17 protein-coding genes and 1 tRNA gene are annotated in these 20,242 nt (G+C 69.1%); 14 read left to right on the top strand and 4 right to left on the bottom strand.

Annotated elements, in window-relative coordinates; translation table 11 throughout:
- Window positions 1-326 precede the first annotated feature (326 nt).
- The 4 genes from OG729_RS23370 to OG729_RS23355 all read left to right on the top strand — a co-directional run bounded on the left by OG729_RS23370 (window position 327) and on the right by OG729_RS23355 (window position 5,716).
- Window positions 327-2,159, top strand: a complete 1,833-nt coding sequence (locus tag OG729_RS23370; protein WP_405807978.1) for an MFS transporter — start codon at window positions 327-329, stop codon at window positions 2,157-2,159.
- 107 nt (window positions 2,160-2,266) lie between these two features.
- Complete coding sequence (locus OG729_RS23365) at window positions 2,267-2,707, top strand: hypothetical protein (protein WP_404724817.1); 441 nt, start codon at window positions 2,267-2,269, stop codon at window positions 2,705-2,707.
- Between the two features lie 19 nt (window positions 2,708-2,726).
- Window positions 2,727-5,012 (top strand): DUF6571 family protein, encoded by a 2,286-nt coding sequence (locus OG729_RS23360; protein ID WP_405807977.1) that lies wholly within the window; start codon window positions 2,727-2,729, stop codon window positions 5,010-5,012.
- 2 nt (window positions 5,013-5,014) lie between these two features.
- Window positions 5,015-5,716 (top strand): hypothetical protein, encoded by a 702-nt coding sequence (locus OG729_RS23355; protein WP_405807976.1) that lies wholly within the window; start codon window positions 5,015-5,017, stop codon window positions 5,714-5,716.
- A gap of 78 nt (window positions 5,717-5,794) precedes the next feature.
- On the opposite strand, the gene OG729_RS23350 is transcribed toward OG729_RS23355, so the two are convergent.
- The 3 genes from OG729_RS23350 to OG729_RS23340 all read right to left on the bottom strand — a co-directional run bounded on the left by OG729_RS23350 (window position 5,795) and on the right by OG729_RS23340 (window position 10,655).
- Entirely contained in the window at window positions 5,795-6,685 is an 891-nt protein-coding gene (locus tag OG729_RS23350) for a cellulose-binding protein (RefSeq protein ID WP_405807975.1), read from the bottom strand.
- A 222-nt stretch (window positions 6,686-6,907) separates the two neighbouring features.
- Entirely contained in the window at window positions 6,908-9,661 is a 2,754-nt protein-coding gene (locus tag OG729_RS23345) for an SUKH-4 family immunity protein (protein ID WP_405807974.1), read from the bottom strand.
- A gap of 7 nt (window positions 9,662-9,668) precedes the next feature.
- On the bottom strand, window positions 9,669-10,655 hold the full coding sequence (locus tag OG729_RS23340; RefSeq protein WP_405807973.1) for an SMI1/KNR4 family protein: 987 nt from the start codon (window positions 10,653-10,655) through the stop codon (window positions 9,669-9,671).
- Between the two features lie 229 nt (window positions 10,656-10,884).
- Between OG729_RS23340 and OG729_RS23335 the strand changes: the two genes are divergently transcribed.
- The gene (locus OG729_RS23335) at window positions 10,885-11,400 is read left to right on the top strand and encodes a YwqJ-related putative deaminase (RefSeq protein WP_360881755.1); all 516 of its coding nucleotides are present in this window, start codon (window positions 10,885-10,887) and stop codon (window positions 11,398-11,400) included.
- Between the two features lie 10 nt (window positions 11,401-11,410).
- A complete protein-coding gene (locus OG729_RS23330) occupies window positions 11,411-11,902 on the top strand; it encodes an SUKH-3 domain-containing protein (RefSeq protein WP_405807972.1) in 492 nt (163 codons plus the stop codon).
- Between the two features lie 190 nt (window positions 11,903-12,092).
- Here OG729_RS23330 and OG729_RS23325 read toward each other — a convergent pair whose 3' ends face one another.
- A complete protein-coding gene (locus OG729_RS23325; protein WP_405807971.1) occupies window positions 12,093-13,430 on the bottom strand; it encodes a sensor histidine kinase in 1,338 nt (445 codons plus the stop codon).
- A gap of 156 nt (window positions 13,431-13,586) precedes the next feature.
- Between OG729_RS23325 and OG729_RS23320 the strand changes: the two genes are divergently transcribed.
- The 8 genes from OG729_RS23320 to OG729_RS23285 all read left to right on the top strand — a co-directional run bounded on the left by OG729_RS23320 (window position 13,587) and on the right by OG729_RS23285 (window position 20,166).
- On the top strand, window positions 13,587-14,459 hold the full coding sequence (locus OG729_RS23320; RefSeq protein WP_405807970.1) for a hypothetical protein: 873 nt from the start codon (window positions 13,587-13,589) through the stop codon (window positions 14,457-14,459).
- Window positions 14,460-14,470: 11 nt separating this feature from the next.
- A tRNA-Gln gene (locus OG729_RS23315) sits at window positions 14,471-14,541 on the top strand.
- Between the two features lie 106 nt (window positions 14,542-14,647).
- Complete coding sequence (gene glmU, locus OG729_RS23310) at window positions 14,648-16,096, top strand: bifunctional UDP-N-acetylglucosamine diphosphorylase/glucosamine-1-phosphate N-acetyltransferase GlmU (protein WP_405807969.1); 1,449 nt, start codon at window positions 14,648-14,650, stop codon at window positions 16,094-16,096.
- 109 nt (window positions 16,097-16,205) lie between these two features.
- Window positions 16,206-17,180, top strand: coding sequence for a ribose-phosphate diphosphokinase (locus tag OG729_RS23305; protein WP_360881765.1), 975 nt, complete (start codon window positions 16,206-16,208; stop codon window positions 17,178-17,180).
- Between the two features lie 202 nt (window positions 17,181-17,382).
- On the top strand, window positions 17,383-17,979 hold the full coding sequence (locus tag OG729_RS23300) for a 50S ribosomal protein L25/general stress protein Ctc (RefSeq protein ID WP_360881767.1): 597 nt from the start codon (window positions 17,383-17,385) through the stop codon (window positions 17,977-17,979).
- A 158-nt stretch (window positions 17,980-18,137) separates the two neighbouring features.
- A complete protein-coding gene (pth, locus tag OG729_RS23295; RefSeq protein WP_360881769.1) occupies window positions 18,138-18,734 on the top strand; it encodes an aminoacyl-tRNA hydrolase in 597 nt (198 codons plus the stop codon).
- Window positions 18,735-18,789: 55 nt separating this feature from the next.
- On the top strand, window positions 18,790-19,260 hold the full coding sequence (locus tag OG729_RS23290) for a hypothetical protein (RefSeq protein ID WP_405807968.1): 471 nt from the start codon (window positions 18,790-18,792) through the stop codon (window positions 19,258-19,260).
- Window positions 19,261-19,488: 228 nt separating this feature from the next.
- Window positions 19,489-20,166, top strand: coding sequence for a PT domain-containing protein (locus OG729_RS23285; RefSeq protein WP_405807967.1), 678 nt, complete (start codon window positions 19,489-19,491; stop codon window positions 20,164-20,166).
- The last annotated feature ends 76 nt before the right edge of the window (window positions 20,167-20,242 follow it).

The following is a 20,242-nucleotide window of genomic DNA, read 5'->3' as shown; positions in this document are numbered from 1 at the left end:
TGAGCGAGTGTCGCCGCGTACGGTTTGAGTCTGTCGGCGCAGACGGTCCGGGTCGCTGGTGCGCAGCGCAGTCTTGGGCCGGGGGTTTTCCCCACCCCCCGGTGGGGTTGGCCTCAGCTGCGGCCGTAAGACCAACCTAAGGAATCGCTCCCGCCTCCTCCTCGTCCCCCGGGACGAACCTCCCCTGGCCATCAGTAAGGAGGAGCCCCTAGGGGGACTCCACCTGCGGGTGGATCCGCACGGCTTGAGCCTGCACCCTCCCCCTGCGTAAGGCTCAAGTGAGATGGTGTCCCGGGAAAATACGTGCAGGGGGAAAGGATCCTGGGGTGAGCGCGGAGGGAAGCACGGACGATCCGGAGGGCATACGGACGAGGCCCCCGACAGACACGGCGCGCGGGGGCCGTGTGCCGCGTCGGTCGCCCGCCGGCGAGGTCCGGCGCGGGGGCCGCGCCACGGCCGCTCCGGCGGGGACCACGCCCGGCACTCCCGCCGCCGGGGCCAGGCCTGCGGCCGGCAGTGGGACTGCCGACACCGCGGCGGCCCCTGGTGCCGCCGCCGCGCCGGGAAGCGGCCCGCGGCACGCGGCCCGCACGAGACCTGCGGCCGACGCACCCGAGCCACCCGCGACACCCGCGACACCCGGCGCCGACGCCGCCCGCCGTGGGCCCGTCGTCGCCGCGCTCATGCTCGGCATGGCGCTCGCCGCGCTCGACGGGACCATCGTCTCCACCGTCGTCCCCCAAATCGTCGGCGACCTCGGCGGCTTCACCGTCTTCTCCTGGCTCTTCTCCGGCTATCTCCTCGCCGTGACCGTCACGCTTCCCGTGTACGGAAAGCTCTCCGACACCTTCGGCCGCAAGCCGGTCCTGATCGCCGGCATCGTCCTCTTCCTCGCCGGCTCGGTGCTGTGCGCCGCCGCCTGGAACATGGCCGCGCTGATCGCCTTCCGCGTGGTCCAGGGACTGGGCGGCGGGGCGCTGCAAGGAACCGTCCAGACCATCGCGGCCGACCTCTACCCGCTGAAGGAACGCCCCAGGATCCAGGCCAGGTTGTCGACCGTGTGGGCGGTCTCGGCCGTCGCCGGGCCCGCGATCGGCGGGCTGCTCGCCTCGTACACCGACTGGCGCTGGATCTTCCTGATCAACCTCCCCGTGGGCGCGGTCGCGCTCTGGCTGATCGCCCGCCATCTGCGCGAGCCGTCCCGTACACGACCGGCCGCCCGCCCCCGTATCGACTGGCCCGGCGCACTGGCCATCTTCGCGGCGGGCACACTCCTGCTGACCGCACTCGTCCAGGGCGGCATCGCCTGGCCGTGGCTGTCCGCGCCGTCACTCGCGCTGCTCGGCGCAAGCGCGGCCCTCGTCGCCGTCATCGTTGTCATCGAACGGCGGGCCGCGGAGCCGATCATCCCCGGCTGGGTCTGGCGGCGGCGCACCATCGCCGCGGTGAACCTGGCGCTCGGCGCGCTGGGCCTGCTGATGGTGGCCCCGACCGTCTTCCTCCCGACGTACGCACAATCGGTGCTCGGCCTCGGCCCGATCGCGGCAGGCTTCGTACTGTCGGTGATGACGCTCAGCTGGCCGGTCAGCGCGGCACTGTCGAACCGGGTCTACACCCGGATCGGCTTCCGACGGACGGCGATCATCGGCATCACACTCGCCGGCCTGATCCTCGCGGCCTTCCCCCTCCTCCCCTTCCCCGGCGAACCCTGGCAACCGGCCCTGATCATGCTGCTGCTCGGCGGGGCACTGGGCCTCTTCCAACTGCCGCTGATCGTCGGCGTCCAGTCGACGGTCGGCTGGTCGGAACGCGGCACGACGACCGCGTCCGTACTCTTCTGCCGCCAGGTCGGCCAGAGCGTGGGCGCGGCGCTGTTCGGCGCCGTGGCCAACACCGTCCTCGCCGCCCGCCTGGGCGGCACGGGCGACCTGGACTCGGTCGCGCACGCGCTCGCCCACCCGTCGTCGATGACGGCCGCGGCGACGGACCATCTGCGGCGGGCGGTGGACGCGGCGGTGGACTACGTGTACGTGGGCGCGGCAGCGGCGGCCGGAGTCGCCCTGCTGGTCCTGGTGTTCGTCGCCCCGCGCCGCTTCCCCGTAATCGACGAACCGAAGCCGGATACTCCTGTCCGCCAAGGGATTGTGCGATCTCCGTGAAGCTTTCACCACCGAGGCTTTCCCGCTTGGCAATCGCACACGACACCCGTCTACCGTGGAGCGGAGTGAAGTCATGCACATTGCAGTGATCACGACGGGGGCAGCCAGTGGCATGGGACGAGTGGGAGCAGGCCAAGTCCAGTTCGACGCAGACGCGGCTGAATCAACTGCCCGCGGAGGGCGGTGGATCAGGCGGTGGGAAGGACGACCTGACTGTCCACGACGATGAGTTGGGCAAACTCGGCGACCTGGCACGCTCCCTGCGCGAGCAGTTGTCCACCGATGGCGATCACGCCCGCGTAGCCACTTTCGAGGCCTCGAATCAGCTCTTCAACGACGGCCTGGACATGGGCTCCGGACTCCTTGAAGTGCACGACGCCTGGAGCACCAAGCTGGCCACGCTCAAGGAAGCCTGTGCGCACATCTCCAACCATCTCGACTATTCGCGCTCCACACATGCAAAGCAGGAGCACAAGATCGTGACGGGGATGCAGTCCCTGGACGGCAAGACGATGACCGTGTCGCGCATCTACGACGAGTTCAAGTAGGGCAAAGGGGAAGCTCGCCATGGTCACATGCCAGGAACTGCAGGACCTCAATCTCACCAAGCTGAACACCGCGGTCACGCAGTGGAAGCAGATGCTCGACAAGCTGGTCACGCTCGCCGACGGGGGCGACGGAGGCATCAACGCCGCCGATCTGGAGCGCAAGGCAAACGCCGCGGACTGGAAGGGCGACAACGCCACCGTCACCAAGGAGTTCACCACCACGACGGCGCGCCAGTTCGACGACATGGTCACCGAGGCCCGCAGCATCCACAAGATCCTTGAGGAAGCCCACGCCAACCTGAAGAAGCACAAGGAAGACCTGAAGACCACGATCGACACGTGGGCCAAGAAGTACGTCTACATCGACGAAAAAGGCAGCGCGATGTACTCCGGTCCGCAGCGCGAGGTCCCGGGCGGCCCCAAGGAGCAGACCAGCCAGGAAGAGGTCGACCAGGCGGCACGCGAGGTCGGCAGGATCCTGGAGGCGGCGAACGAGACCGACCGGATCGCCGCGCGTGCGCTGCGCAAGCACGCCCAGAGCAAGTACGACTTCGACGAGACGGGCTACAAGGGCCTCAAGGACGCCGACCGGCAGCAGGGCATCGAGGACGCCGACGCGATGGTGAAGCTCGCGTCCAAGGGCGACGGGATGACCGACGACGAGCTGAAGCGCTTCAACGAGATCTCCAAGTACCACCGCGACAATCCGGCCTTCGCCGAGCGGTTCGCGACCAAGCTGGGCCCCGAAGGCACGCTCGAGTTCTGGCGCAGCCTCGCTGACCCGGGCCGGGGACGCACACCGGACCCTGACGGCGATCGCGCGAAGATCCTCGCGAAGGTGCAGGACAACCTGGGCATCACCCTCGCCAACGCCACCCGTGTCGACACCCCTGAAATGCAGGCGTGGAAGGACCGGATGATCGAGCTGGGCGACGATCCGATCAAGGCCAAGAGCGGCATCCCCAGCGCACCGTACGGCTTCCAGGTCCTGGGCCCGCTGATGACTGAAGGCAAGTGGGACACGTCCTTCCTCAACAAGTACGGCGAGAAGATGCTCGAGTTCGAGCGCAAGTCCGACGACCCGGTGCTGGGCGGCCCGAAAGAGCTCTGGGAGAACCGCTTCAACCCTGCCCAGCTCTCATACCCGCCCGGCGGCACCAAGCCGGACAGTGACCCGGTCGCCAACCTGATGGAGGCGCTCGGCCACAACCCGGACGCCTCCCTGCAGTTCTTCAACGGCTCGTCCGGCAAGGGCGACGACGCCATGAGCAACTGGGACTACCTGGTCAACAAGGACGGTGAGGGCGCGCGCGAGTGGCCGACCGACGATGACGGGAAGACGACGGGGTTCAAGAACCTGGGCCACGCGCTGGAGTCGGGGACGCTCGGGTACGCGTACGACGACAAGGACCCGTCCATCCCTCCGATGAAGACCGATGAGCAGATCGCGGCGCGCGAACAGCGCACGTTGCTCATGGACCGCGTCGTGGACCACTATCAGAGCGCCGACATGATCGACAAGCAGGACGGAATCCGCGACAGCCTGGCGAACATGGCGGCCGGCCATATCGACAGCCTCGACTACACAATGGCCAACTGGGGCGGCACTGGAGAAGCCTCCGGCAGGGATGATCTGTTTCATGCCAAGGAGCAACACCTTCGCGACTTCGGAGAGATGGGCAGCAAGAACTTCCTGCGAGCCCTGGCCTCCGACGAGGGCTCCTACGAGACGGTTTCAACAGCCCAGCAGGTGTACGGGGCCAGCTCGATGGCCGCCCAGGGCGCCGACCACGAGGCCGCGCTGGACGCCGGGGTAAAAAGCGTCAGGATGCACGGTCTGCTGGACCAAGCGCGAGCCGAGGCCATCGGCCACGAATTCGCCGACGACAAGGACCGGCGGAATCTGGAACTCGAAAAGCAGGGCGAGTGGCGTAAGTTCGCCGGCGAGGCTGCAACCGGCGTCGGTGTCGGTGTGGCCACCGCCTTGATCGTCCCGACCGGTCCGGTGGCGGTGGTCGCCGTGCCCCTCGCCATCGAGACGATCGGCGGCGCAATCAACACCCAGATCTCCACGGACACGTTGCAGTACCTCAAGGACCATGAGTTCGACAACTTCGACGACTCGGTCGAGGGCATCGACAAGGCCAAGTACGACGGCCGCAGAAATGCGATGACTCCTCTCCTGAACTACGCAGAGGCGCACGGAATGAGCGAAAAGCAAGTCGGCGATCTGGCTGAACGCGCTGAGGGCCAGTACAACAACGGCGGGCATCTCAGCGACACCGGCGCCTCCCGAGGATGGTAACCATGAGAAACACGCTCACGCTCACCGCTGTGGCTGTCCTCCTGCTGGGTGCGTCCGCCTGCACGGCGGACAAGGAGCCGAAGGAGAAGGCCGGAGAGACGTCCAAGGACGCCGTTGCCGACGACGCCACCTGCAACGAACTCCTGGGCGACGCCGGACTGAAATGGCTCAGGGAGCGTACGGGAGGCAAAGCACGTCTGAAGGTCGTCGACGATCTCAAGAGGGCGCGCTCGCTGTTCTACCAGCAGGTGAAGAACTGGGGCCCGGAGGACAGCGGAGCCCGCACCTTCCAGCGGGCCGACGCCTGCTTGGCGAGGACGGACGTCGCGGATGCCGAAAGGCAGCTCGAAATCCGGTACGGGCCCTCGTACTTCCCCTTCGACGCTTCTTTCGACAAAGCCTCAGAAGTCAGCCCCGCGCAGACTGTGACTCCGGTCAATTCCGCCGTCAAGCTTGTCCACGGGAAGGACCGCGATGGCGCGGTCCGCTACCGCGTGTACGTCAAGTGCAAAATTCCGGGCACCTCGGCCAAGCAGGAGAACGAGATCCCGATCGAGGGCCAGCTGACCGACACGCTCACCGGCGACTCCGGTGCCCGCGTCCACCTCACCCATCTGCTGCACTCCGCCAAGGTGATGGCCGACAACCTGGACTGCCAGAACAAGCCCGTCGTCCCGGCCGAGCCGCCCGCCTCGGTGAAGTAGCGCCTTCCGCGGCGGAGGGCTGCTCAGCTCTCCGCCGCCGTGCGGACCGGCCGCTCAGCCCGAACCCCGGAACCCCCGTCAGCCCTCCGCCGCCGCCCGGCCCGTCAGTGCCGCCAGGCTGTTGCGAATGTGCGCCATGTGCGCCTGCATCTCCTCGCGCGACTCCTCGTGCTGCCGCAGCGCCCGCTCCACGTCCCGCCCGATCCGCTCCTCGTGGACCCGGGCCTCGGCAATCAGCTCCGCGGCCCGCGCCTGAGCGTCCTCCTGGCCGTGGCGGGCGCTCTCCTTTGCCTCCGCGAGGGTGCGCTCGGCCGCCGAAAGACCGGCCTCGGCGCAGGCCGTGAGCTCGGCGTGGTGGGCATCCAACACGGCCTCGCAGTCCGCCAGTTCACGCTCCATCCCGTCCCGGCGTTCGGCCTGCTCCTGCTCCAGCTCGGCCACCATGCCCTCGGCCCGGCGGCGCATCTCCTTCCAGGCGGCCACCGCCTCGCCGCGCAGCTCCTTCACCTGGCGGCGGGCCCGGACACGGGTCTCGTCGGCCTCCGCATGCGCCGCGAGCAGAATCTGCTGGACACGCGCCTCGGCATCCGCCCGTACCGCCTCGGCCTGTTCACGGGCCGCGTCACGCGCCTGCCGGCCCGCCGCGTCGGCGGCCTCGATCAGCCCCTGTGCCTCTTCCCCGGCCGCGGTGCGCACTTCCTCGGCCTCCTCCTCAGCGACCGCCAGCAGATACTGCGCGCGCGTGCCGAGCGTCTCGTACATCTGCGGGACGAGAGCGGAGACCACCTCGCGCAGGCCGACCGCCTCCGCCTCCATGTCCCTCGCGAGGACGGTGAGGCGCGCGGCACGCTCCCACGCGTCGTCGCGGTTCCGGGACAGTGCGGTGACATAGGCGTCGGCCTCCTCCATGCGGTAGCCACGGCCACGTACGGCGACGAAGCCGTGAGGTGACACCGATGCAGCACTCATCCTTCAAGCCCCTCTCCGACAGACAACGCGATTGGCGCACATCCTGCTCGATCGCAGCGAAGTACCCATAACCGACACTCCACCAGCCGCAGCGATCAGGGGTGCGCCATTTATCAAAAGAGGGATGAAAGAAGTCGGAATCAGACCTATCGGGGGCAAAAGGCAGGGGCGCCCGGCCTGCCGCAAGCAGGCAGGGCGCCCCGGTGATCCGTGAGTGCCGGGCTACAACAGTCCGTCCCACATCTGCTCGAGCAGCACCGACCACCAGCTCTCCGGCGACGCCAGCGCCGCCGGGTCCAGCGCCGCGAGCTGCGCCTGGAAGTCGACCGTCCAACGGCCGGCCTGCTCCGGGTTGAGGTTGAACCGCAGCCGCCACATCCGGCCGAGCAGCGCCAGGCAGCGGACGAACTCCGGCAGCCCGCTGTTCACGAACTGCGGCGCCACCGGCTGACCGCCCGGGCCCGCCTCCACCGGCACCGCCACGATGTGCGCCGTGCCGTACTGGACGCAGATCGCCCGGCCGAAGTCACTGCCCACCACCAGATACGAACCCGCGTCGGCCGCGGGCTGCACCTGCCGCTGCGCCGCCAGCTCCGCCAGCGTCGGAACGACCGGCTGCGCGGGCTGCGCCCAGAAGAACGGGTTGAAGTCACCCGGCAGCCCCGCCCACACCAGCGTGGCCGCGACGATCTCCGGCACGCCCTGACGCGACACGGCCCGCTGGTCGAACCGGCAGATGCCCTGCGGCCCGAACGCGGCCACCAGCTCCTGCGCGATCCCCTCCGGGGGAATCGGCGGAGCCGGCGGCAACTGCGGCAGCGGCGCCCGCACCGGCGCGGGGCGCGCCGGGCCGTCCGCGACCTGGTGCAACTCGCCCTGGTGGGTCAGCAGATGCTGCATGCCCTGCTGCCGGCTGGCGTGGTCCCTGCCGTACGGCGCGACGGAGGTGATCCGCACCTGCGGCCAGGTCTCCCGGATCATCCGGGCGCAGTAGCCGCCGGGCAGCTCGCACGACTCCAGCTCGGTGTGCAGCTCGAGCACCTGCTGCGGCGGCACGTTCATGGCACGCAGCTCATGCAGGATCTGCCACTCCGGATGCGGAGTGCCGGGCGCCGAGCGGCGGATCAGCTGGGCCTCGGAGCCGTCGGGCGCGCGGTAGCGCAACACGGCCTGGTAGCCGGGGCCGACGGTCGGCTGACCGGTCGGCTGCTGCGGATAGCCGTACGCGGGCGGCTGACCGCCGTGCGGGGGCTGCAGCGCATGCGGTACGGGACCGGGCGGCGAGCCGGGATTCGCACCGGGCGGTACACCGGGCGGACCGGGCGGCTGCGGAGCGCCGGGACCCATCTGGGCGGGTCCGGCGAGCATGGTCGCAGCGTGGTGCACGCCACCACCGGGCGGCCCGGGCGGCGTCGGCGCTCCGGGCGGACCGGGGGGCTGCGGCGCACCCGGACCCGGACCCATCTGACTCGGGTCGGCAAGCATCGTCGCCGCATGATGGACACCACCGCCCGGCGGCGGCGTGGACCCCGGAGGAGGACCGGGCGGACCAGGAGGCTGCGGAGCCCCGGGCGGACCAGGAGGCTGCGGAGCCCCGGGCGGGCCGGGCGGCTGGGGAGCCCCCGGACCCATCTGACTCGGGTCCGCAAGCATCGTCGCCGCATGATGCACGCCACCGCCCGGCGGCGGCGTGGACCCCGGAGGAGGACCGGGCGGACCAGGAGGCTGCGGAGCCCCGGGCGGGCCGGGCGGCTGCGAACCCTCCGGGCCGAGCTGCGAGACAAGCTGCGTCGGCAAATAGCCGGCCGCCGCACCGGGAGCACCCGGAGCCCCGGGCGGGCCCGGCGGAGTCGCACCCGGCCGCGCACCCGGAATACCGGGAGCGCCGGGTGGCGGCGGAGTCGTGGAACCGCTGCCGCGCGAACCACGCCGCGGCACCGCCGCCTTGCTCGTCGCCGCGTCCGCGATGTCACTGGCCCCGGGCGCAATCGGGCGGGAAGGAGCACCGGGACCGGAAGGCGCACCAGGACCCGAAGGGGCGCCGGGACCAGGCTGGTTCAGCGCTGGGGAGACCGTTGTCCGCGGCAGGCTGCTGCCGCCCGACATCAGCGCCGTCGGCGCGTCCGCGCCCACCACGGGCGACGGAGTGTCATCGTCGTCGGCCCCGGAGATCGGCGGCGCGAACACCGTCGCCGGCAACGGCACTGACGCATCGTCGGAGACGGCCGCGTTGGTGTCCGTCCACGGCGTGGCCCCGGACGGCGCCGGCGGAACTCCGTCGGAAGCCGTCGGCTCGTAGTCGCCGCCACCGGCGCTGGGCCACCCGGCCCCGCCCTGCGAGGCGCCGCCACCCAAGGAACCGGCCTCGGGCCACAGGGACCCCGCCGCGGACGAGCTCCCGCCGGCCTGCGAGGCATTGGGGCCCGTTGCGCCCGAAGCTGCAGCGGTAGCCGACCAGTCCGCCCCGGACGAAGGCGCGGAAGGCGGCGATGAAGTCGGCGCGGACGAAGGCGCGGAAGCCGACGCAGCCGCAGCCGCCCCCGAAGCGGCCACAGACTCCCCCGACCCCGACCCCGACCCCGACCCCGGCGAACGCCGGTCCGGGATCCCCAGCTTGTCCGCCGCATCCTGGAGCCACTCCGGCGGGCTCAACAGGAACGACGTCTGATTCAGATCGATCCGCTGCGGCGGCTCCGGCGCCGCCGAAGCCTCCTCCTGCGCCCCGTACTCCTCCTCGTACCGGCGAATAACCTCACCCACCGGCAGCCCCGGCCACAGCGTCGCCTCACCGCTGTCCCGGGCGATCACCAGACGCTGCTGCCCGCCGTCCGAGCGCACACCGCCCTCGCGGTCCTCCGCCCACACCACAAAGCCCAGCTCGAACTCCCGCACCCGCACCTCGCGGTGCTGATACGCGGGCACATCGCCATTCACCCACTCTTCCGCGCGCTCCTGCGCCTGCGCGAAGGTCACCATCGGACCGTCACCCCTCGTCCGAAATCGGGACGGCACGCGCGAAGCCGCCGTCCACCATCAGGTTCGCCACGGTCTCCAGCTCCGGCGGACTGCCCGCAAGACGCTGCAGAAAACCGTCGAAGTCGTCGCCGCACGGCAGCAACAGCCGCTCCACACGCTCCTGCACGCTCCACCCGTCCTGGTCCCGCGCGTCGTCGTACGCGCAGAACCACACCGAGCCGGTCGCCGAACCCTTGACCTTCACGGCCAGGATCCCGCCCTGAACGAACGCAACACCCAAGTAGTCCTTGGTGAGATGGTCCCGCAGACACTTGTTGACGTACACCAGATCATTGACCGCGGCCTCGTCCCGTACCGTGAAGAACGGCTGGTCGACCAGCAGCCCCAACTCGGCGTCGAGCGCCGCCCCGACCGGGGCACAGCCACCGGCCGCCTTCAGGAACGTGCGGTACGCACCCGGCAGCCGGTAGCCCAAGTCCTCCTCGACGCCCAGCAGTTGCTGCTCGGTCACCGAGACCGCACCCTTGGGCAGCCCGAAGTGCGTGGGCCGGGTCTCCTGCAACGGCCGCGTGCCCCGCTTGCCCTGGTCCACCGGCGCCGTCGCCAAGCCCCCGTGATGCCGCAGCAGCGCCTTCACCTCGACCGGCACCAGCTCAAGACGGCGAGTGCCCGGCACGTGGTGCCACGTCCAGCCGTGCGGAGTGGCGACCGAAGCAATCGTGTCCCACAAAGCATGGCCATCGGCGTGCAGCGCCGCGTTCGCCGACACATAGTCGGTGAGCCGCAGCTCGTCGATGCCGAAGCCCTGCGGAGGTTCGGCGATCTCCGCGGCCGCGCGCGCGTACGGCGAGAAATCCGGATGGCCGTGCTCGTCCACGCGCACACCTCTGGGGTGGCGGGAAGCCCGGACCGGGTCCGGGAAATTCACGACCTGCCCGGCGTAGGCCGCGTTCGGTGGCGCGGCATGCTGCTGCCCGAGCCGACCTGTCGTCATGGCGGTTGCCCCCTGCTGCTTCTGGCTGGTTCAGGACAGCCTAAGCGGTGGGGCAATAGAGGGAACCAACGCTCCACTTCGATCACGATCAGTCACATACGAGTGACCCAAAGCCGAAGCATCGACGACACGCAGACACGTTTCAGTGCCCCAGCTTCCACACCACCCGCCCCATTTGGCAGGCTGTCCCCTCAACTGGGGGGCGTGCACGGGAGGGGACCACAGCACCATGCACACAGCGCAACCAAGCGCGTCGGGCACCTCGGGTGATCCACGCCTCAGCTGGAGCAGCACCGAGGCCCATCACCCGCCCGCACTGAACCACCGCCGCGACGGCATCCTGCCCGCCGTCGCCGCAGCACTCTCGGTACGCGGCGAAACCCTCACCTGCACCGCGGGCAAGGGCGACCAGCCACCCGTACTCCACCCACTCGTACAGGACTTCCTCGACACCCTCACCAGCGGCCAGCGCGAACGCTTCACCGGCCGCTGCCCCGAGGCGATCCTGCTCTCACGGCATCTGACCGCGGCGGAGTCCACGCGCTCGAAGCGGGCACAACGCAAGCCACTGACACACAGCGAGGCAAAGCGGTCCCTCAAACAGGCGAAACTGACCGCACGCCGCATCCGCGAGGACGGCGACCCGCTGCACGGCAGCTACGCACCACCCTGCCGCTCCTGTACGGAGATGCTCGACCACTTCGGGGTACGCCCCGTCGACCCGACCACACCCGAGAACGGCTGACCCCGCACCGATGCGCGACCACCTCAGCACCACCCGATTCCCGGTCGCGGTCGACGCCGCGCTGCGCGAGGCAGGCTGGCAGCCCGGCCGCTGGGACATCAAGCTGGCCGAACACTGGGCCGACACGCTGCGCTCGTACGCCTCCCCAGCGGGCCACCGGCACACCGTCTTCCCAGCAGCCGTCGAGGCGTGGGCGGAATTCGGCGGCCTGCGCATCACATCCCCCGGCCCCGGCCGCCAGACCGCCCCCACCCCGGTGCGCTTCGACCCGCTGGCCGGGCTCCACCTCGCCCGCACGCTGGCCGACCTCGGCCGGGCGCTGGACACCGAGATCTCCCCGCTCGGCGAGGAGGGCGACAGCCAGGCGGTGCTGGCGATCGACACCGAGGGCCGCGTCTACAGCCTGGACCACACGGGCGACTGGTACCTGGGCCCGGACCTCGAGCACGCCCTGACAACCCTGGTCACGGGCATCCAGCCGGCCCGCCTGACCCTGGACTGAGAACACCGAGCGACGGCCCGCGGGAGCGCGCCCGCACGGTGGACGGCGTGCGCCAAGCTCGCAGGGGTCGGCCGAGCAGAACGCGCCCGCCCGCACCCGGCAAGCGACGCGGCACCGAGCCCGTACGCGACGGCCGCGCGTCGCTGCGCCCGACCGACGTCCCGCACCCGGTCCGCACCCGGCCCCTCGCTCAGGCCGGCTCCGGGGCCCCGACCCGGTCCGGCAGCACCGCCGAGACCCGGAAACCGCCCGCATCCGTCGGGCCCGACACAAAGACCCCGCCCAGCGCCAGCACCCGCTCCCGCATGCCGACCAGGCCGTTGCCACCACTCGGCAGGCCCGCGGCCGCCGTCGCGCCACTCGCGTCCGGGGCGCCGTTCTCCACCTGCATCGCAACCTCGGACTCACGGTGCGCGAGGCGCACCATCACCTTCGCCCCCGCCGCATGCTTGTGGACATTCGTCAGCGCCTCCTGAACCACGCGGTACGCGGTCTGCTCCACCTCCGGCGCATACACCTTCGCCTCGCCGTGCACGGCGAGCTCCACGACCATCCCCGCCTGCCGGGACTGCCCGACAAGCGCATCGATGTCCGCCAGAGAAGGCCCGTCGTCCGCGGCGGCCGCGGCCGCCGCAGCAGCAGCAGCCGCACCCACCGCCGCCAGCGGCACCGGCGCCGCCCCCCGCTGCTCGTTCTCGCCCGCCCGCAGCACCCCGAGCATCTCCCGCAGCTCGGTCAGCGCCTGCCGCCCCATGTCGCCCACCAGCGCCGCGTTCTTCACAGCCTTCTGGGGATCCTTCAAAGCCACCGCCTGCAGCGCGGCCGCATGCACCACCATCAGGCTCACCCGGTGCGCCACGACATCGTGCATCTCGCGCGCGATCCGGGTCCGCTCCTCCGTACGCGCCCACTGGGCCCGCTGCTCCGCCCGGTCGGCCAACAGCGACAGCTCCTGCTCCAGACTGTCGGCGCGGTCCCGCAGACTCTCCATCAGCCGACGCCTGGCCCCTACGTACAGGCCGAGCAGCACGGGCGGCGCGGTCAGCCCGACCGACATGAAGCCCGCCATCGTCGGCACGTACCACGCGCCCGGCTCCGGATCGAAGTCCGCGGACTGCACGTCCTGCCGCACCCGTACGAACGTCACGATCAGCGTCGCGGCCAGCGACATCCCCGCGAGCGTCGCGGTGATCCGGCGCGGAACGTCGGACGCGGCGAGCGTATACAGCCCGACGACGCCCATCAGATAGCCCATCTCCGCGGGCGTGGTCGCGATCGACACCAGCACCACGGCGATCGGCCACCGCCGCCGCAGTACCAGCACTCCCCCGACAATCAGCCCGAACAAAACCCCGAACGGCACGGGAAGCGCGGCCTTGTCCGCGAACCCGACACCTTCCAGAGCGCACTCGAAAGCAGAGACGAGCCCGAGCCCCACGTCTAGTACGACGCTGCGCCGCCGCCCCCACCACAGCCAGGTACGGGCTGGGCTGCCCGTGGCGTCCTGGTGTGCCCCCGTTGTGGTCATGTCGTCCAGCCTAAGGGCGGGCGCGACTCAATTTCCTGAGAGTTTCGACAGCACGGAACGCGATCGAACACGTACGAAACGTGCACTGATCGCACGATCCGGTGAATCGAGCGGACTTTCGAGACGGACGTCCGCATTCCGGATGACGATCACCGCATGACAGAGATCCTCGGCAAGTACGCCGACTTCGAGGGCCTGCGCGAACAGGCGATCACCCTGCGCCGGGAAGGCCTCAGCCGCCGCCAGATCCGCGACCGCCTCCACATCGACAACAACGACATCCTGAACCGGCTGCTGGAGGGCGAGCCGCCACCGGAGTGGACGAAGCGCCCGAACGCGAAGGACGACCTGCGGGCGAAGGCGAGGGAGCTGCGGCTCCAGGGCCTGACGTACGACCAGATACAGGTGGAGCTGGGCTGCTCGAAGAGCTCGATCTCGTTGTGGGTACGGGATTTGCCGAAGCCGGAGCGACGGCGCACGCGCGAGGAAGCCTCGGCAATCGCGAAGCGCGGCTGGGAAGCCACCCTCCGGCGACGCGAGACGGAGCGCCAGCAGACCAAGAGGGCAGCGGCGGACGACATCGGCAAGATGTCCGACCGGGAGCTCTTCCTGCTCGGCGTCGGCCTCTACTGGGCCGAGGGATCCAAAGCCAAAGCACACCGTCGGGAAGAGAGGGTCACCTTCATCAACAGCGACCCTCACATGATCGCGGTCTACCTGGCATGGCTCCGCCTGCTGGGCGTGAGTACGGACCGCCTGCGCTTCCACGTGCACATCCACGAATCCGCCAACGTGGCAGGAGCAGAACGCTACTGGGCAGACCTCACCGGTGCAGACACTGCCGCTTTCGGCAAGACGTCGCTCAAGAAGCACAATCCGAAGACCCATCGCAAGAACGTGGGCGAGGATTACCGCGGCTGCCTCGTGGTGCGCGTTCTGCAGAGCGCCGATCTCTACCGTCGCATCGAAGGCTGGTGGTACGGCATAGTGGGGGCTGCACGTGTGCCCGGTCTACAGAATCGGACATAAGCGGCGAACCATCCCGGGTCGTCTAAAGGCAGGACAAATGGTTTTGGTCCATTGAATGAGGGTTCGATTCCTTCCCCGGGAGCTCAGTTCGGGTCCTGACCTCCTCGGTCAGGACCCGCCCTTATTTCACCCCCGAAACCCCCCGGTATCCTTCGGATGTCCACCACCCGAAGCCGAAGGGCATTCCCGTGAGCGCCAACCGCCCGGCAGCCGTCGTCGTCCTCGCAGCGGGTGAGGGCACCCGCATGAAGTCGAAGACCCCCAAGGTCCTGCACGAGATCTGCGGGCGCTCGCTCGTCGGACATGTCGTCTCCGCAGCCCGCGAGCTGGACCCCGAGCACCTCGTCGTCGTTGTCGGCCATGCGAGTGAGCAGGTCAAGGCGCATCTCGCCGAGCAGTACGCCGGCACCCGCACCGCCTACCAGGCCGAGCAGAACGGCACCGGGCACGCCGTGCGGATGGCGCTCGAAGAGCTCGGCCGGACGCCCGAGGGCACCGTCGTCGTCGTGTGCGGCGACACCCCGCTGCTGTCCGGCGAGACCCTCACCGCGCTCGCCGCGACGCATGCCGCCGACGGCAATGCCGTCACCGTGCTGAGTGCCGAGGTGCCGGACTCGACCGGCTACGGCCGGATCGTGCGGGACGGCGTCACGGGCGCGGTCACCGCGATCGTCGAGCACAAGGACGCCACGGAGGAGCAGCGCGCCGTCCGGGAGATCAACTCCGGGGTTTTCGCCTTCGACGGGCAGCTGCTCGCGGATGCGCTGGGCAAGGTGCGTACGGACAACAGCCAGGGCGAGGAGTACCTCACCGATGTGCTGGGCATCCTGCGCGAGGCCGGTCATCGGGTGGGTGCGTCCGTTGCCGCCGATCACCGCGAGATTCTCGGTATCAACAACCGTGTGCAGTTGGCGGAGGCGCGTCGGCTGCTCAATGGGCGGTTGCTGGAGCGGGCGATGACGGCGGGCGTCACGATCGTCGACCCGGCTTCCGTCTTTGTCGATGTGACTGTCACCTTCGAGCGGGATGCAATTGTTCATCCGGGCACGCAGCTGCTGGGTTCGACGCATCTCGCGGAGGATGCGCAGGTCGGTCCGAACAGCCGCTTGAAGGACACTGTCGTGGGCTGCGGTGCGCGCGTGGACAACACGGTCGCGGATTCTGCCGAGATCGGCGAGGGCGCTTCGGTGGGTCCGTACGCGTATCTCCGTCCCGGTACGAGGCTTGGCGCGAAGGCCAAGGCCGGTACGTATGTGGAGATGAAGAACGCGACGATCGGCGAGGGCACGAAGGTGCCGCATCTGTCGTATGTCGGCGATGCGACGATCGGCGAGTACACGAACATCGGTGCCGCGAGTGTGTTTGTGAACTATGACGGTGAGGCCAAGCACCACACCACGATCGGTTCGCACTGCAAGACGGGCTCGGACAACATGTTTGTGGCGCCTGTCACGGTGGGGGACGGCGCGTACACGGCGGCGGGCTCGGTCATCACGAAGGATGTGCCGGCTGGTTCGCTGGCTGTCGCCCGGGGCCAGCAGCGGAATATCGAGGGTTGGGTGGCTCGTAAGCGTCCTGGGAGTGCGGCCGCGCAGGCGGCTGCTGTGGCCGCGGAGCAGGGCGAAGGCGAAAACTGACCGGAAACGGGTGCGCCCAAGTCGGCGTACCGTGATACGTGCACATAAATTCGGCTGGTTCGCGCACGTCCAGATCGCGGCCAGAGAACCCCTCTTAGGAGACAGTGCTGTGACCGGGATCAAGACGACCGGCGAGAAGAAGATGATGTTCTTCTCCGGCCGCGCCCACCCCGAGCTGGCCGAGGAGGTCGCGCACCAGCTGGGTGTGGGCCTCGTGCCGACGAAGGCTTTCGACTTCGCCAATGGCGAGATCTATGTCCGCTTCCAGGAGTCGGCGCGTGGCGCGGACTGCTTCTTGATCCAGAGCCACACGGCTCCGATCAATAAGTGGATCATGGAGCAGCTCATCATGATCGATGCTCTGAAGCGGGCGTCCGCCCGGAGCATCACGGTGATCGTTCCGTTCTACGGCTATGCGCGTCAGGACAAGAAGCACCGTGGCCGTGAGCCGATTTCGGCCCGTCTGGTTGCCGATCTGATGAAGACGGCGGGCGCGGACCGTATTCTCACGGTCGATCTGCACACGGACCAGATCCAGGGTTTCTTCGACGGCCCGGTCGACCATCTCTTCGCGCTGCCGATTCTCGCCGACTATGTCGCGACGAAGGTCGACAAGTCGAAGCTGACGGTTGTTTCTCCGGATGCCGGCCGTGTGCGGGTCGCGGACCGCTGGTGCGACCGGCTGGACGCGCCGCTGGCGATCGTTCACAAGCGTCGTGACAAGGATGTGGCCAATCAGGTCACGGTTCACGAGGTTGTCGGCAATGTCGAGGGCCGGGTCTGTGTCCTGGTCGACGACATGATCGACACCGGTGGCACGATCTGTGCCGCTGCCGACGCGCTGTTCGCGCACGGTGCGGAGGACGTCATCGTGACGGCGACGCATGGTGTGCTGTCGGGCCCGGCGGCGGACCGTCTGAAGAACTCGAAGGTCAGTGAGTTCGTCTTTACGAACACGCTGCCCGATCCGGGCGACCTGGAGCTCGACAAGATCACGGTGCTGTCGATCGCGCCGACGATCGCGCGCGCGGTGCGTGAGGTCTTCGAGGACGGTTCGGTGACGAGCCTCTTCGAGGAGCAGTAGATCGAGTAGAAGATCGAGCAGTAGATCTTCGCGTGGAGATCCTTTTGGGGCACGGCCTCCCTGCCGGGTAGACTCGCAGAGTTGCTCGGCGAGGGAGGCCGTACTCATATGTACGGCGGTCCGTTATCGACGCGCTCTTCGTAGCAGGCCTGTCGTGGCCGGGTGACCGCCACCAGATTTTTCTGCAATACGAGGAGTGCACATGTCCGAGGTGAAGCTCGCCGCCGGGATTCGTTCCGAGTTCGGCAAGGGTGCGGCGCGGCGCGTCCGCCGCGAGAACAAGGTTCCCGGTGTTCTGTACGGTCACGGTTCCGACCCGGTCCACATCACGCTGCCGGGTCACGAGCTGCTGCTCGCCCTGCGTACGTCGAACGTCCTGATCTCCCTGGACATCGAGGGCCGCACTGAGCTGGCCATCCCGAAGTCGGTCCAGCGCGACCCGCTGAAGGGCTTCCTTGAGCACGTCGACCTGCTCATCGTGAAGCGCGGAGAGAAGGTCAATGTCGAGATCCCCGTGCACACCGAGGGCGAGCTGGCCCCGGGTGCGTACCTGGTCGAGCACGTGCTGAACGCTCTGCCGGTCGAGGCCGAGGCCACGCACATCCCCGAGTCCGTCACGGTCTCCATCGCCGGCCTGGCGGCCGGTGACTCCATCCTCGCCAAGGACGTGCCGCTGCCGTCCGGCACGACGCTGGCCGTCGAGGACGACACCGTCGTCCTGCAGGTCCTGGCCGCGCAGGCCGAGGAGCCGGCCGCCGAGGGTGCCGAGGGCGAGGCGGAAGAGACCGCCGAGGTCTGAGCCGTACGCTCTGCTTGACGCGGACGGGGTGGTGGGCTTCGGCCCGCCACCCCGTTTCCCTGTCCCTGAACTCCCTTGAGCTTCCTGCCCCGAACTCCCTGAACCCTGAACCCCCGACCCCCTGAACTCCCTGTACGTACGCGAGGAGACGCCGCGAGATGACGACCGACGCCAACGCTCCCTGGCTCATCGTGGGCCTCGGCAATCCCGGGCCCGGTTATGCCGCGAACCGGCACAACGTGGGGTTCATGGTGGCCGACCTGCTGGCGGAGCGCATCGGTGGCTCGTTCAAGCGGGCGCAGAAGGCGCAGGCTCAGGTGCTGGAGGGGCGGATCGGCCCGCCGGGTCCGGGGAGTCGGCGAGTGATCCTGGCCAAGCCGATGTCGTACATGAATCTTTCGGGCGGCCCGGTGACGGCGTTGCGCGATTTCTACAAGGTGCCGGTCGCCAACATTGTTGCGATTCATGATGAGTTGGACATCGATTACGGCATGCTGCGGCTGAAGCTGGGTGGTGGCGACAACGGGCACAACGGTCTGAAGTCGATGACCAAGGCGATGGGCCCGGACTATCACCGGGTGCGTTTCGGGATCGGCCGTCCGCCGGGCCGGATGCAGGTCGCGGACTTCGTTCTCAAGGACTTCTCGTCGGCGGAGCGCAAGGAGCTCGGGTACTTCGTGGATCGTGCGGCGGATGCGGTGGAGTGTCTGGCGATTGACGGCCTGGAGCGGGCTCAAAGTACCTATAACTCCTGATAAGGCGGGGCCATGGTTTGACCGAGCGCGGTCGCATGGCCAAGGATCGCGCCCCATGAAGCGGAGTTCCCCCCACCGCCTACTGGCTCATGCCCGCCACGCGGCAATGGCCCTCGTCGCTCTCCTGCTCCTGGTGGCCGGCTTCTGGTCGTCGTGGGGCACGGCACAGCACGTTCTGCTCGCGAAGGGCCGCGAGCACGGCACGATCACGGTCGCGAGCTGTGGCGAGAAGACCTGCACGGGCCCGTACGACCCGGAGGGCTCGCCGGGGCCCCGCAAGGGCATGACGATCGAGAAGTCGGTCGGCGTGAAGAAGGGCGCGAAGCTTCCGGTTGTGGTGAAGCCGGACACGGACGAGGTGGTTCGCACGGGCACGGCGGGTGCCCTGCACGCCTGGCTGCCGATGGGGGGCGCGCTGCTTCTTGCGGCCCTGGTCGTCGGCGGTGGGCTGAGACTGACGCGGACGGCGTGGGGGATGGCGGCGGCGGGCTGTGCGCTGCTGCTCGGGGCGTTCTTCGCGCTCTGAGCCCCTTGGGCCCTTGGCCCCTGGACTCCCTGGACTCCCTGAACCCCTGGCTCCCGCACCGGAACGCCGTACCGGAACGTCACATTCACCTGATCGTTATCCAGGACTATTGGGACAAGGTGAGGCGCTTGGGGCGGATGCGACCTCACGTGTCTTGACCTGCTCACGGGTTCACAGGACGCTGAGCCGCCCCCCACGGCAGCCGCCCTCTCTCACGTTGGATTGCCCATGCGCACCCTCAAGTCCACCGGCGTAGTGGTGACGGCAGCGGCGCTCTCGCTGCTGGCCGCGCCTTCCGCGTTCGCAACCCCTCCCGGCGACAACGGCACCGTGAAGATCCACGACGCCAAGACCGGTGAAGCACTCCGTAAGAACGAGCCGCACGTCTGCTCCTTCTATCTCGACGCCTTCGGCTTCGACGGCGCTCAGGAAGTCGACTGGAAGATCGTCGAGATGCCGCCCACGGGCACCAAGGGCAAGCTCGCGGACAGCGGTTCGCTGACGCTGGACGCCAAGGGTCACGGCCGTACGGACGACAAGACCCTGCCCGACGGGCACTACAAGCTCATCTGGAACTTCGACGGTGAGCACGGCGCGGCGAAGCACAAGGTCTTCTGGACCGACTGCGAGGACGACTCCGAGCCGAGCGAGGAGCCGAGCGGCAAGCCCAGCGACGAGCCGAGTGAGCAGCCGAGCGAGCAGCCGTCCGACGAGCCGTCCACCCCGGCGGACGACCAGTCGACCTCCCCGGCCGACACGAAGCCCACGTCGGCCCCCAGCCCGGGCGGCGACCTCGCCGAGACGGGCAACGGCGCCCCCGTCGGCGTCCTGGCCTCCGTAGCGGCCGCGCTGGTGGCGGCCGGCGGCTACCTGCTGGCCCGCCGCCGTACCGGCCGCCAGCACTGACACAACCGACGCAAAGGGTGCCCCCACCGGAATTCAGGACTTCCGGCGGGGGCACCCTTTTGTGCGTCGGCGCGGG

Source organism: Streptomyces sp. NBC_00210 (assembly GCF_045160975.1).
Classification (GTDB): Bacteria; Actinomycetota; Actinomycetes; order Streptomycetales; family Streptomycetaceae; genus Streptomyces.
This window is presented reverse-complemented; position numbering and strand designations above follow the sequence as displayed.